Origin of the sequence: Pseudomonas farris (assembly GCF_019145235.1) — a bacterium.
GTDB classification, from domain to species: Bacteria; Pseudomonadota; Gammaproteobacteria; order Pseudomonadales; family Pseudomonadaceae; genus Aquipseudomonas; species Aquipseudomonas farris.
Genome location: NZ_JAHSTV010000006.1, coordinates 237,235 through 251,110 on the forward strand (window position 1 = coordinate 237,235; position 13,876 = coordinate 251,110).

General features: G+C 60.3%; 12 protein-coding genes. 7 read left to right on the forward strand and 5 right to left on the reverse strand.

Translation table 11 applies throughout. The annotated features are described in order from the left end of the window. Window positions 1–50: 50 nt before the first annotated feature. The 4 genes from KVG95_RS14705 to KVG95_RS14720 form a co-directional block, all read right to left on the reverse strand. Entirely contained in the window at window positions 51–299 is a 249-nt protein-coding gene (locus KVG95_RS14705) for a GlsB/YeaQ/YmgE family stress response membrane protein (protein ID WP_007896499.1), read from the reverse strand. Window positions 300–417: 118 nt separating this feature from the next. Then, window positions 418–1,500, reverse strand: coding sequence for a 5-(carboxyamino)imidazole ribonucleotide synthase (locus KVG95_RS14710; protein ID WP_217856940.1), 1,083 nt, complete (start codon window positions 1,498–1,500; stop codon window positions 418–420). An 11-nt stretch (window positions 1,501–1,511) separates the two neighbouring features. Further along, window positions 1,512–2,003: a 5-(carboxyamino)imidazole ribonucleotide mutase gene (purE, locus tag KVG95_RS14715; RefSeq protein ID WP_003196369.1), complete on the reverse strand. Its 492-nt coding sequence runs from the start codon at window positions 2,001–2,003 to the stop codon at window positions 1,512–1,514. A 333-nt stretch (window positions 2,004–2,336) separates the two neighbouring features. After that, window positions 2,337–3,254: a LysR substrate-binding domain-containing protein gene (locus tag KVG95_RS14720; RefSeq protein WP_217856941.1), complete on the reverse strand. Its 918-nt coding sequence runs from the start codon at window positions 3,252–3,254 to the stop codon at window positions 2,337–2,339. A gap of 180 nt (window positions 3,255–3,434) precedes the next feature. On the opposite strand from KVG95_RS14720, the gene aspA reads away from it, so the two are divergent. The 6 genes from aspA to KVG95_RS14750 all read left to right on the forward strand — a co-directional run bounded on the left by aspA (window position 3,435) and on the right by KVG95_RS14750 (window position 11,593). Then, window positions 3,435–4,859: an aspartate ammonia-lyase gene (aspA, locus tag KVG95_RS14725; RefSeq protein WP_052966087.1), complete on the forward strand. Its 1,425-nt coding sequence runs from the start codon at window positions 3,435–3,437 to the stop codon at window positions 4,857–4,859. Window positions 4,860–5,343: 484 nt separating this feature from the next. Beyond that, the gene (locus tag KVG95_RS14730; protein ID WP_217856942.1) at window positions 5,344–6,795 is read left to right on the forward strand and encodes an alanine/glycine:cation symporter family protein; all 1,452 of its coding nucleotides are present in this window, start codon (window positions 5,344–5,346) and stop codon (window positions 6,793–6,795) included. A gap of 175 nt (window positions 6,796–6,970) precedes the next feature. Further along, window positions 6,971–7,975 (forward strand): asparaginase, encoded by a 1,005-nt coding sequence (locus KVG95_RS14735; RefSeq protein WP_217856943.1) that lies wholly within the window; start codon window positions 6,971–6,973, stop codon window positions 7,973–7,975. Between the two features lie 151 nt (window positions 7,976–8,126). Further along, a complete protein-coding gene (locus tag KVG95_RS14740) occupies window positions 8,127–9,119 on the forward strand; it encodes an AraC family transcriptional regulator (RefSeq protein WP_217856944.1) in 993 nt (330 codons plus the stop codon). A gap of 328 nt (window positions 9,120–9,447) precedes the next feature. Continuing rightward, window positions 9,448–10,479, forward strand: coding sequence for a histone deacetylase family protein (locus KVG95_RS14745; RefSeq protein ID WP_217856945.1), 1,032 nt, complete (start codon window positions 9,448–9,450; stop codon window positions 10,477–10,479). A 13-nt stretch (window positions 10,480–10,492) separates the two neighbouring features. After that, entirely contained in the window at window positions 10,493–11,593 is a 1,101-nt protein-coding gene (locus tag KVG95_RS14750) for a polyamine ABC transporter substrate-binding protein (protein ID WP_038980559.1), read from the forward strand. 15 nt (window positions 11,594–11,608) lie between these two features. Here the strand turns inward: KVG95_RS14750 and pdxR are convergent, their stop codons facing one another. Next, window positions 11,609–13,162 carry a MocR-like pyridoxine biosynthesis transcription factor PdxR gene (gene pdxR / locus KVG95_RS14755; protein ID WP_217856946.1) on the reverse strand — a complete coding sequence of 518 codons (1,554 nt, stop codon included), beginning with the start codon at window positions 13,160–13,162 and terminating at the stop codon, window positions 11,609–11,611. A 90-nt stretch (window positions 13,163–13,252) separates the two neighbouring features. On the opposite strand from pdxR, the gene KVG95_RS14760 reads away from it, so the two are divergent. Beyond that, window positions 13,253–13,876, forward strand: coding sequence for an FMN-binding negative transcriptional regulator (locus KVG95_RS14760; protein ID WP_217856947.1), 624 nt, complete (start codon window positions 13,253–13,255; stop codon window positions 13,874–13,876).

Here is a 13,876-nt window from a genome sequence, read left to right on the forward strand (position 1 = left end):
GCATTCTAGCCCTCTCCGGCGATGGCGCAGAGAGGGCTTTGTCACTTCAATCAGGTCCTTTTTTTGATCAGGCCGTAGATCACCAGCAATACCACCGCGCCCACCAGCGCACCGATGAAACCTGCGCCTTCGCCAGCGCGGTAAATGCCCAGGGCCTGGCCGCCGTAAGTGGCCGCCAGCGAACCGCCGATACCGAGCAGGATGGTCATGATCCAGCCCATGCTGTCATCGCCCGGTTTCAAGAACCGAGCCAGCAGGCCGACGATCAAGCCGATAAAGATGGTTCCGATAATTCCCATGGCATTTCCCTCTGAATGATTTGGTGAGACAGGACACCTAGCCGAAGCCTAGACAGACTTTGGCATCCTGCCATCAGAGAACGGCGGCTCCTGAAGGTTCCGCCGCCGCCACATGAAACTATTCGGCGATGAGCGCTTCGACCTTGAGGATCTGCGCAGCCAACGTATCACGGTCTGCACAGCGCAGATTGGCGTGACCGACCTTGCGGCCGACCTTGAAAGCCTTGCCGTAGTGATGCAGATGGCAGTCGTCGATCGCGATCACTTTTTCTACTGGCGGCACGACACCGATGAAGTTGAGCATCGCGCTCTCGCCGACCTTGGCCGTCGAACCCAGCGGCAGACCGGCGACGGCCCGCAGGTGGTTTTCGAACTGGCTGCACTCGGCGCCTTCAGTGGTCCAGTGCCCGGAGTTGTGCACGCGCGGGGCGATTTCGTTGGCCTTGAGGCCGCCGTCGACTTCAAAGAACTCGAACGCCATCACGCCGACGTACTCCAGCTGCTTGAGCACCCGGCTGGAGTAGTCTTCAGCCAATGCTTGCAGCGGGTGGTCGGTACTGGCCACGGACAGCTTGAGAATGCCGCTGTCGTGGGTGTTGTGAACCAGCGGATAGAACTTGGTTTCGCCATCGCGAGCACGCACGGCAATCAGCGAGACTTCGCCAGTGAACGGCACGAAGCCTTCCAGCAGGCAGGCAACGCTGCCCAGCTCGGCGAAAGTGCCAGCCACATCTTCAAGCTTGCGCAGGACTTTCTGGCCCTTGCCGTCGTAACCCAGGGTGCGGGTTTTCAGCACGGCCGGCAGACCGATGGAAGCCACGGCGGCATCCAGATCGGCTTGCGACTGGATGTCGGCGAACGCGGGAGTTGGAATCCCCAGGTCCTTGAACATGCTCTTTTCGAACCAGCGATCGCGAGCGATGCGCAGCGCTTCGGCGCTCGGGTACACCGGGACGAATTGCGACAGGAATGCCACGGTTTCGGCCGGGACGCTTTCGAACTCGAAGGTCACCAGATCGACTTCATCGGCCAACTGACGCAGGTGATCCTGATCGCCGTAATCGGCCCGCAGATGTTCGCCCAACGCGGCTGCGCAAGCATCCGGCGCCGGATCGAGGAAAGCGAAGTTCATGCCCAGCGGAGTGCCCGCCAGCGCCAACATGCGACCCAACTGGCCGCCACCGATTACACCGATTTTCATCGTCAACAACCTCAGGCGATGCGTGGGTCTGGATTGTCCAGGACGCTGTCTGTCTGCTCAGCGCGGAATTTCTTCAACACGGTATGAAATTGCGGATGCTTGGCGCCCAGGATGCTCGCCGAGAGCAGCGCTGCGTTGATCGCGCCGGCCTTGCCGATGGCCAGGGTGGCAACCGGAATGCCTGCAGGCATTTGCACGATAGACAGCAGCGAATCGACGCCCGAGAGCATCGACGACTGTACCGGCACGCCCAGCACTGGCAGGTGGGTCTTGGCCGCACACATGCCTGGCAAGTGGGCCGCGCCGCCGGCACCGGCGATGATCACCTCGATGCCACGGGCCTCAGCCTCTTCGGCGTACTGGAACAGCAGGTCCGGGGTGCGGTGGGCAGAGACCACTTTCACCTCGTAAGGGATGCCGAGCTTTTCCAGCATATCGGCGGTGTGGCTAAGGGTGGACCAATCGGACTTGGAGCCCATGATCACGCCAACCAGTGCGCTCATCGTCGTGCCTCTTCTCTCTGGGCGCCCGCAGGCGCGTCAAAAAACAACAAGCCACGCAGAATGCGTGGCTTGATTGTACGAAAAATGGCCGGACGAACCGGCCGAAGGCCGCGCAGTATACCTCAATGAAGCAGATAAACAGCCCCCGATACGACCATCTGTCATACGGCGCAAAGTGCCGGTTTTATTGACTCAAAGGTCAGCGAAAGATCAACACAAATCCCCCTGTGGGAGCGGGCTTGCTCGCGAATGCGCTGGGTCAGGCAATATTGATCTCGATTGACACACCGCATTCGCGAGCAAGCCCGCTCCCACATTGGATCTTCATTGGTCTCAGATACCCGTCGTGCCTTGGGCTGCGCCACCTTCAAGCTTACGCCACAACAACCGAACGTTGGCCTTGCGCACCAGCGCACAGCGGTACAGACGAATTTCCAGCGGCACATGCCATTGCGGGCCGCCACAGACCACCAACTCGCCGCGAGCCAGTTCGGCGCGCACGCTTAGCTGCGGCACCCAGGCGATGCCCAGCCCTTCCAGCGCCATGCTTTTCAGGCTGTCAGCCATGGCGGTTTCATAAATGGTGGTGAATCGCAGCGCTCGCTGACGTAAAAGCAAATTCACAGAACGCCCGAGAAATGCCCCGGCGCTGTAGGCCAGCAAAGGCACGCTGGTTTCGCCTTCCAGGTCGAACAACGGCTTGCCGTCGGCATCGGCCGCGCAGACCGGGAGCATTTCAGTGTCACCCAGATGCAGCGACGGGAAAATCTCCGGGTCCATTTGCATCGCCGAGTCCGGGTCATAGAACGCCAGCATCACATCACATCCGCCTTCACGCAGCGCATGCACCGCATCGCCGACGTTGGTGGCCACCAGTCGCGTGGCTATATTCAATCCTTCGTTGCGCAATTGTGCGATCCAGCGCGGGAAAAACCCCAGTGCCAGGGAGTGAGCGGCAGCGATTTGTATCACCTCGCCCTGCCCGCCCTCCAAGTGATGAAGGTGGCGCAGCACTTCACCCAACTGTTCAACCACGGTTCGCGCGGTGACTAGAAATAGCTGCCCTGCCGCCGTCAGTTCGACCGGCGTGCGGGAGCGATTGACCAGAGTCAACCCCAGCGCGGCTTCGAGGCTGCGGATCCGCCGACTGAATGCCGGCTGGGTCACGAAGCGTCGTTCAGCTGCCTGGGAGAAGCTGCGGGTGGCGGCCAGAGCACTAAAGTCCTCGAGCCATTTGCTTTCCAGATTCATCACGCCCTCCCGGACACGCACCAATTTAGGTCACACGCTCGCCGCGCACGCGGCGTCACACGGGCATTATGCCGAATATGCATAGGCTAGTGTTTAACAGCATTGGCCCAAAATTCTTCACAAGCCTAGCATTTGCGGTGTTCCGGCATAGACCGGGTCCATATCGAGATGATTTCTATCATGTCCTCCGCTGCATCTTTCCGCACAGAAAAAGACCTGCTTGGCGTACTCGAAGTACCTGCTCAAGCGTATTACGGCATCCAGACCCTGCGAGCGGTGAATAATTTCCGCCTCTCCGGTGTTCCGATTTCGCATTACCCGAAACTGGTTGTCGGTCTGGCAATGGTCAAACAGGCCGCCGCTGACGCCAACCGCGAGTTGGGTCACCTGAGCGAAGCCAAGCACGCTGCCATCAGCGAAGCCTGTGCCCGATTGATCCGCGGCGATTTCCACGAAGAATTCGTGGTGGACATGATTCAAGGCGGCGCTGGCACTTCGACCAACATGAATGCCAACGAAGTCATCGCCAACATCGCGCTGGAGGCCATGGGCCACAGCAAGGGCGAATACCAGTACCTGCACCCGAACAACGACGTGAACATGGCGCAGTCGACCAACGACGCCTACCCGACCGCAATCCGTCTGGGTCTGCTGTTGGGTCACGACGCGCTGCTGGCCAGCCTCGACAGCCTGATCCAGTCGTTCGCCGCCAAAGGTGAAGAATTCAGCCACGTTCTGAAGATGGGTCGTACCCAGCTGCAAGACGCCGTGCCGATGACCCTGGGCCAGGAATTCCGCGCCTTCGCCACCACCCTGAGCGAAGACCTGGCGCGTCTGAAGACCCTGGCACCTGAGCTGCTGACCGAAGTGAACCTGGGCGGCACCGCGATCGGTACCGGCATCAACGCCGACCCGCGTTACCAGGCCCTGGCCGTTCAGCGTCTGGCCCTGATCAGCGGTCAACCGCTGGTTCCAGCCGCCGACCTGATCGAAGCCACCTCCGACATGGGTGCCTTCGTGCTGTTCTCCGGCATGCTCAAGCGCACCGCGGTCAAGCTGTCGAAGATCTGCAACGACCTGCGCCTGCTGTCCAGCGGCCCACGCACCGGCATCAACGAAATCAACCTGCCAGCGCGTCAGCCAGGCAGCTCGATCATGCCAGGCAAGGTCAACCCGGTAATCCCGGAAGCCGTGAACCAGGTTGCGTTCCAGATCATCGGCAACGACCTGGCCCTGACCATCGCGGCCGAAGGCGGCCAGCTGCAACTGAACGTGATGGAGCCGCTGATCGCCTTCAAGATCTTCGACTCGATCCGCCTGCTGCAGCGCGCCATGGACATGCTGCGCGAGCACTGCATCGTCGGCATCACCGCCAACGAAGAGCGCTGCCGTGAACTGGTCGAACACTCGATCGGCCTGGTCACCGCGCTGAACCCGTACATCGGCTATGAAAACGCCACCCGCATTGCCCGAATCGCTCTTGAAAGCGGCCGCGGCGTGCTGGAACTGGTGCGCGAAGAAGGCTTGCTCGACGAAGAAATGCTCGCCGACATCCTGCGCCCGGAAAACATGATCGCTCCGCGTCTGGTGCCTTTGAAGGCTTAACCGAACGCTCGCTCTTTTGAAGAGCACGCTCACCAGGTCGAGGGACTAGACACCTCTCACCTTTTGAGGGCTTGGGGATTTTTTCCCTCAAGCCCTTTTTTTAACCCTTTTGCGGATTTTCGAATATGCTGAATGCTTTCAGTTCCGCCTAGATCGCAGCCTTCGGCAGCTCTTACCGGGTTTGAGACCCCCCTGTAGAGGCTACCGAAGGCTGCGATTTTTTGATTTTGCAGCGCTCTCGTTTCATCGCTTGCACCACAACCGTGCAGACGGAAGGCACTCTCCTATGTATAGTGCCGGCCCTCTTCGCGTGAGCGGTCGTCGGTAACGAGGCCCAAACCCATGCGAAACCCGAACTAATAAAACCCGCGATATGGAACCGGAACGAACCTCGATCCACTTGTTGTGCCACGCGCAAGCCGGTGTAACGCGATGTGTCGGTCCACCATTATCTGCACACACAAAAAATAGCGAGGAATAATCCATGCTCGAAGTCATCAACGACTTCCTCTCAGGGAAAGTACTGATCGTGCTCATTGTCGGGCTCGGTAGCTACTTCACGATCCGCTCGCGTTTCGTCCAGTTCCGCCATTTCTTTCACATGTTCGCGGTGTTCCGTGACAGTCTGAAAAGCAGCGCTGGCCAGCTCAGTTCCTTCCAGGCCCTGATGCTCAGCCTCGCCGGTCGCGTCGGTGCGGGCAACATCGCGGGTGTCGGCATCGCCGTGACCCTTGGTGGCCCCGGTGCGGTGTTCTGGATGTGGGTGACCGCGCTGGTCGGCATGTCCAGCAGCTTCTTCGAATGCTCCCTCGGCCAGCTCTATAAGCGCTGCGACTCCGAAGGCCAGTTCCGTGGCGGCCCGTCCTTTTACATTCAGCACGGCCTGCAGAAACGCTGGTTGGGCATGATCATGGCGTTCCTGCTGCTGATCACCTTTGGCTTTGCCTTCAACGGCCTGCAAGCCCACGCCGTAACCCACTCGCTGAACAATGCCTTCGGCCTCGACACCACGTACACCGGCCTTGGCCTGGCGGTATTGCTGGGTCTGGTGTTCATCGGTGGTATCAAGCGGATCGCCAAGGTCGCTGACCTGCTGGTACCGGTGAAAACCCTGGTGTACATCGGCGTGACCATCTACGTGATCGTGCTGCAGTTCGACCACGTTCCGGGCATGTTGATGACCATCGTCAAAAGCGCCTTCGGTCTGGACCAGGCGTTCGGCGGCCTGATCGGCAGCGCCATCGTCATGGGCGTGAAGCGCGGCGTGTTCGCCAACGAAGCAGGCCTGGGCAGTGCGCCGAACGTGGCTGCTGTGGCCTCGGTCGAGCACCCGGTCTCGCAAGGCGTGGTTCAGGCGTTCAGCGTGTTCCTCGACACCTTCGTGATCTGCACCTGCACCGCATTGCTGATCCTGCTGTCGGGCTTCTACACCCCGGGCTTTGAAGGCGACGGCATTGCCCTGACCCAGAACTCCCTGGCTGCCGTGGTCGGCGACTGGGGCCGGATGTTCATCTCCGTGGCTCTGGCGTTGTTCGTGTTCACCTCGATCCTCTACAACTACTACCTGGGCGAGAACAACCTGCGCTTCATGATCGGCGAAAACCGCAAGGCACTGATCGCCTATCGCGCGCTGGTACTGGTGTTGATCTTCTGGGGTGCCATCGAAAACCTCAGCACGGTATTCGCGTTCGCCGACATCACCATGACCCTGCTGGCGTTCGTGAACCTGATCGCGCTGTTCCTGCTGTTCAAGGTCGGCATGCGCATCCTGCGTGACTACGATGACCAGCGTGCTGCCGGTATCAAGACCCCGGTGTTCGATTCGAGCAAGTTCCCGGATCTGGACCTGGACCTGAAAGCCTGGCCAGCCAATCCGCAAACCGCCACTCCTAAAGCAGAAGCCGAGCCGCAAGGCGTGACCGCAGCGCAACGCTAATCGGTAAAAAACCGGGCGCATCCCCTGCGCCCGGCGTGACACAGCTTGCGACCGGCGTCATGCTCGGTCGCATGTTGTGGCAGCTTTTTTGATGCTGCCGTTTTGGTTCGAGCTTGAGACCCCATCGCTGCCATCGCGAGCAGGCTCGCTCCCACATCGTTTTCGGAGAACCTCCATGAATTCCTCGACTTTCCCTGCTGCCCAGCACGTCATGGTGCTCTACACCGGTGGCACCATCGGCATGCAAGCCAGTGCCCACGGCTTGGCGCCGGCGTCCGGTTTCGAAGCGCGGATGCGCGAATATCTGCACAGCCAGCCTGAGCTGGTAGTGCCGCAGTGGCGCTTTCGCGAGATGTCGCCGCTGATCGACAGCGCCAACATGACGCCCGCCTACTGGCAGCAACTGCGTGAAGCGGTGGTCGACGCCGTTGATGTCCAGGGCTGCGACAGCGTGTTGATCCTGCATGGTACCGACACCCTGGCCTACAGCGCCGCGGCCATGAGCTTTCAACTGCTCGGCCTGCATGCCCGCGTGGTGTTCACCGGCTCCATGCTGCCGGCCGGCGTGACCGACAGCGATGCCTGGGAAAACCTCAGCGGTGCGTTGGTTGCTCTTGGCCAGGGCCTCGCACCGGGCGTTCATCTGTACTTCCACGGCGAACTGCTCGACCCGACCCGTTGCGCGAAAGTTCGCAGCTTCGGTCGTCATCCATTCAAGCGGCTGGAGCGTCAGGGCGGCGGCGTGAAGGCGACTTCCGTGCCGGCGCAGCTGAACTACAACCAGCCTAAACAGCTGGCGAAGGTCGCGGTACTGCCGCTGTTCCCAGGCATCGGTGCCGATCAACTGGATGGCCTGCTCAACAGCGGTATTCAGGGTCTGGTGCTGGAATGTTATGGCAGCGGTACCGGACCAAGCGACAACCCAGAGTTTGTCGCCAGCCTGGAACGGGCGCAGGACAAAGGTGTGGTGGTGGTCGCGGTGACGCAATGTCATGAAGGTGGTGTGCAGCTCGACGTGTATGAGGCGGGCAGCCGCTTGCGTGACGCCGGTGTGTTGTCCGGTGGCGGCATGACTCGCGAGGCGGCGTTTGGCAAGTTGCATGGACTGCTGGGTGCAGGGCTTGAGACCACTGAAGTTCGGCGACTGGTTGAACTCGACCTGTGCGGCGAACTGAGCTGACACAACACAAAACCCTGTAGGAGCGAGGCTTGCCCGCGAAGCTTTTGGCGTACTTGAGGACGCCTTCGCGGGCAAGCCTCGCTCCTACAGGGTTGGTCATAACCGGCATATAACTTGCTCCCTTCCGGCACGCCCAACGCTGGAACTACCCATGCTCCACTCCCATCTCACCACCCTCAACGCCGTCTCCCTGGTGCTCAATACCTTCAAGGCTGAAGGCCTGTCCAGCGAGGCGTTATTGGCCGGCAGCGGCATCAGCGCGACGGATCTGAGCCGGGCGGACACGCGCATCACCACCAACCAAGAGATGCTGGTTTGTGCCAACGCCGTCGCGTTACGCCGCGATATCGGCCTGGAGTTGGGCCGGCGGATGCATGTTTCTTCCTATGGCATGCTCGGGTATGCCTTACTCACCAGCGCCACTTTAGGTGACGCCTTGCGGTTGGCGCTGCACTATCCGGCGCTATTGGGAACACTGTTCGAGTTGAGCCTGGAAGAAGAGGACGAGCGCATCTGGCTCACCGCCGGCGACTATCGGGAAAATCCGGCGCTGGCGCCGTTCAATGTCGAGTTTTGCCTGGTCTCGATGAAAGTCACCTGCGAAGACCTGCTCGGCCACCCTCTGCCTCTGCTCGGCGCCCGCTTCGAACACCCGGCGCCGGACTATCAGGCGCGCTACGCCGAGCGTTTTGACTGCCCCTTGCAGTTCGATGCTGTGTCCAATGCCTTTGCTTTCGACAAACGCTGGCTTGAACAACCCCTGCCTCTGGCCGACGCCATCACGCACCAAGCCATGGCCGAGCGCTGTCGTAAACAAAACACCGAATTCACCGGGCGCCAGGCCTGGCTCGGGCGTATCCGCCAACTACTCGCGGCGCAACTGAGCGCGGCACCGGGCCTGGATGGGCTGGCCGAACAGCTGAACTGCTCGGCGCGCACGCTGCGTCGACATCTGAAGGACCTGGGCTGCAGCTATCAGGAACTGCTCGATGAGTTGCGCTTCGAGCAGGCCAAGCGAATGCTCTGCGAAGATCAATTGCCGATCTATCGGATTGCCGAGGCGTTGGGGTTCAGCGAGACCGCGAGCTTCCGCCATGCGTTTGTGCGCTGGAGTGGCGTGGCGCCGAGCCAGTTCAGGCCTTGAGTTCTGCGGCGTCCTTCAGGCCGTCTTCGCGAGCAAGCCCGCTCCCACATTTGACCTTCAGCGAACACAGTATCGACGCACGACGCAAATCCACTGTGGGAGCGGGCTTGCTCGCGAAGGCATTCTCAAGAATGCCAAAAGCTTCGCGGGCAAGCCTCGCTCCTACAGGGTCGGATGCATCATTCGAGGGCGCCGACGTACCATTAAGGGGCGAATTTCGGTCAAATCTTTTGGCCATATTGATCCCCTTTTGGCCTTTCCTGCCGTTCTCCCAAACGCCGCCCGCCGCAAGACTGTGTTCAACCGAATCAGCCTGCGGAGAACAAGAATGCTGACGATCTACTCGGACGATCACCACCTGCACCACGGCCGTTGTGAATTGATGGACGGGCAATTGATGCCCTGCTTCGAAATGCCCTCGCGGGCCGACCATGTGCTGGCACGCGTGCAGTACCGCCGCCTGGGCCCGGTCGAGGCGCCGCAGGATTTCGGTCTCGGGCCGATCGAGCGCATCCACAGCCGCGATTACCTCGACTTCTTCAAAGGGGCCTGGGCGCGCTGGACCCAATTCAATACCGACGGCGACTTGCTGCCCTACACCTGGCCGGCCCGTACCTTGCGCCGGATCATGCCCACCAGCCTGCACGGCCAGCTCGGCTATTACAGCTTCGACGGCGGCGCACCGATTACCGCCGGCACTTGGCAAGCGGCGTATAGCGCGGCGCAAGTTGCCCTCACGGCCCAAGCGGTGATCCAGCGCGGAGCGCGCAGTGCTTTCGCCTTGTGCCGCCCACCGGGGCACCATGCCGCCAGCGATTTGATGGGCGGTTATTGCTACCTCAACAACGCCGCCATCGCCGCTCAGGCATTCCTCGATCAAGGCCACAAAAAGGTCGCGATCCTCGATGTCGATTACCACCACGGCAATGGCACCCAATCGATTTTCTATGAGCGCAGCGACGTGCTGTTCACCTCGATCCATGGCCATCCGGAAGCCGAGTTTCCGTTCTTCCTCGGCTACGAAGACGAACACGGTGAAGGCGCAGGCGAAGGGTTCAACTTCAACTACCCTTTGCCCGCCGGTTCAGGCTGGGACCGTTGGAGCGCGGCGCTGGAGCAGGCCTGCAAAGAGATCGAAAAGTACGGCGCCGACATCGTCGTCGTGTCCTTGGGCGTCGATACGTTCAAGGACGACCCGATCTCCCAATTCAAACTCGACAGCCCGGATTACCTGGCGATGGGCGCGCGCATCGCGGGCCTCGGCAAGCCGACGCTGTTCGTGATGGAAGGCGGTTACGCGGTAGAAGAAATCGGCATCAATGCCGTGAACGTTCTCGAAGGTTTTGAAAGCGCCCAATGAGGAATTAGAACAAATGAATCGACTCAAGCGTCTGATCGTTCCAACCCTGTGCGCCATGATAGTCAGTGGTGCCGTTCACGCTGAAGAACGCACATTGCGGGTGTACAACTGGTTCGACTACATCACCCCCAAAGCGCTGGAAGATTTCAAGACCCAGAACCCCCAGACCAAACTGGTCTACGACATCTTCGACACCAATGAAGCGCTGGAGGCCAAGTTGCTGACCGGCAACTCCGGCTACGACGTGGTGGTGCCGTCCAACGTGTTCCTCGCCAAACAGATCGAAGCCGGGGTGTTCCAACCGCTGGACCGCAGCAAACTGCCGAACTGGAACCACCTCGATCCGAAGCTGATGAAGTTGATCGAAGCCAACGACCCGGGCAACAAATTCGCCGTGCCGTACATGTACGGGACCATCCTGATCGGCTTCAACCCGGACAAGATCAAGGCGGCTTTGGGCGATAACGCACCGGTGGACAGCTGGGACCTGATCTTCAAGGAAGAGAACATCAGCAAGCTCAAGCAGTGCGGCGTGGCCCTGCTCGACTCGCCGTCGGAGATCCTGCCGCTGGCCCTGCAACACCTGGGCCTGGACCCCAACAGCAAGAAGCCGGCGGACTACGCCAAGGCTGAAGCGCTGCTGATGAAGATTCGTCCGTACATCACCTACTTCCATTCGTCCAAGTACATGGCCGACATTGCCAACGGTGACATCTGCGTAGCGGTCGGTTACTCCGGCAGCTTCTCCCAGGCCGCCAACCGTGCCAAGGAAGCCAAGAATGGCGTGATCGTCGACATGCGCCTGCCCAAAGAAGGCGCGCCGATCTGGTTCGACATGCTGGCGATCCCCAAAGGCGCGAAAAACCCGGAAGACGCCTACACCTTCATCAACTACTTGCTGCAACCCCAGGTCATCGCACCGGTCAGCGATTTCGTCGGCTACCCGAACCCGAACAAGGACGCCACGGAAATGGTCGACCCGGCGATTCGCAACAACCCGAACCTGTACCCGACCGAAGCGGCAATGAGCACGCTCTACACCCTGCAACCGTTGCCTCGTGATGCCGAACGGGCACGGACCCGCGCCTGGACCAAGATCAAGTCCGGGACCTGATCCGGGCGGCGCGACTCACTCCGGGCTCCAGACCTCTTTGAGCCTCGCCAATGCCATTTCGATAGCCGTCTCCGGCACTGCGGCGAACCCCAGGACCAGCCCCGCTCGCTGGTCCTCGGGGAGCGTCGTGTCTGGCAGCCAATAACTGCTCAGTCCATTGACCTCCACTCCGACGCTGGTGGCTTGTTCGATCAATTCGCGCTCACGGGCCACGCTGTCGACACGTACCGTCAGGTGCAAACCGGCCGCCACACTGGGCAGCTTACCGACGCCCGGGATATCCACAGGCCAGCCATTGAGCAAGACGTTACGCCGACTCAACGCAGCACGGCGCATACGCCGGATGTGTCGCTGGAAGTGCCCGGCCGCCATGAACTCAGCCATTACCGCTTGAGTGCTGACCTCCGAATGCCGCACGTCCACCGCACGACGCTGGGAGAACGCCTCAACCAATCCGGGCGGCAATACCAGATAACCCAGTCTCAATGCCGGGAATGCGACCTTGCCGAAGGTTCCGACATACAGCACCCGCCCCTGCCGATCCAGTGCCGCCAACGGTGCCAGTGGTGCGCCGCTGTAACGGTATTCGCCATCGTAGTCGTCCTCGACGATCCAGCCTTGGGTGCGTTCGGCCCAGGCCAACAATTCAAGACGTCGCGCCAGACTCATGACCATCCCGGTCGGGTACTGATGCGACGGCGTGACGTAAGCCAATCGACAATCGCTAAGCCCCGCCAATTCGGTGCAATCAATGCCCTCACTGTCCACCGCTATCCCGTGCAATCGCGCGCCGGCAACAGCGAACGCATGACCCGCCGCTCGATACCCCGGATTTTCAATGCCCACCCCGTCGCCAGGCTCCACCAGCAACTGTGCACAAAGGCTAATCCCTTGTTGTGCGCCACTGGTGATCACTATTTGCTCAGCCGAGCACTGCATGCCCCTCGAACTGCGCAAATACGCAGCAATCAGCCCTCGCAATCGTGCATCACCCGCTGGGTCGCCGTAACACAGTTGCTCTAAATCCGGCTTACGCCAGAAAGCCGCGTTCAGCTTGGCCCAGACCTCGAAAGGAAATAGATCAAAGGCCGGAACGCCGACACGAAATGCCCGAGGCGGACCACTGGGAGGCAAGGCCAGATGGTTCTTTTCAACCCGGCCCAAAGCACCGCTGTGGATAACTTTACTGGATGAAACCACAGGTAAATCCAGCCAATTTGTGGATAAGGCTGTGGGTAACCCTGTTGAAAACCCTGTGGATACTTTTGTGGATAATTTTTTCACCGACACCGCGGCTTGAGGCAATTGCGCGACATAAGTCCCGTCGCCAACACGCCCCTCGATGAAGCCCTCAGCGTAAAGCTGATCGTAGGCACGGACCACGCTGTTACGGGAAATCGATAACGCCGCCGCCAGATCGCGACTGGCCGGCAGTCGTGTGCCGCTGGCCAGTCGTCCGTCGAGCACTCGCACCCGTAACGCCTGATAAAGCTGACGACTCAGGCCCTGACGGCGGTCGAGTTCGATACCTGCGGGATTGAACGACGAGGGAAGCGGCGGATTCGACATGGTAATGGACCTATGAAATTGGTCATTAATGGCTCTTACAACAGACCAATAGCCTGCCTAGGATGCAGGCATTCGCCAAGGAAAATTTCCATGTACACGCCCAGCAATTTCGCCATCGATGATTTGAATGAACTGCACCAGCAGATACTCGGCACCCGTCTTGCTGTCTTGGTCACTCAGGGTGAACAGGGCCTGCAAGCCAGTCATCTGCCGCTGCTGCTGAATGTCGACCACGGCCCGAATGGCACCCTCTACGGGCACTTCGCCCGGGCCAATCCACAATGGCGGGAATTGCAGAACGGCGCCGAGGCGCTGGTGATTTTTGCCGGTGCCGATGCTTACGTCAGCCCGGGGTTTTACCCGAGCAAAGCCGAGCACGGCAAAGTCGTGCCGACCTGGAACTACGTCGCCGTACACGCCTATGGCATGGCCGAAGTGTTCACCGACGCCGATCGCCTGCGCAATCTGGTCAGCGCTCTGACTGATCGTCATGAAGCGGGTCGCACCCATCCATGGAAAGTCGCCGACGCCCCCACCGACTACATTGATGGCATGCTCAAGGCCATCGTCGGTTTTGCCTTGCCGATCCAGCGTCTGGAGGGCAAACGCAAGCTCAGCCAGAACCGCAATGCTGCAGACATCGCCGGTGTGCGCGAGGGGCTGGCCGCCAGCCCTGATGTGCACGACCAGGCCCTCGCCCACTTGATGCGTTAA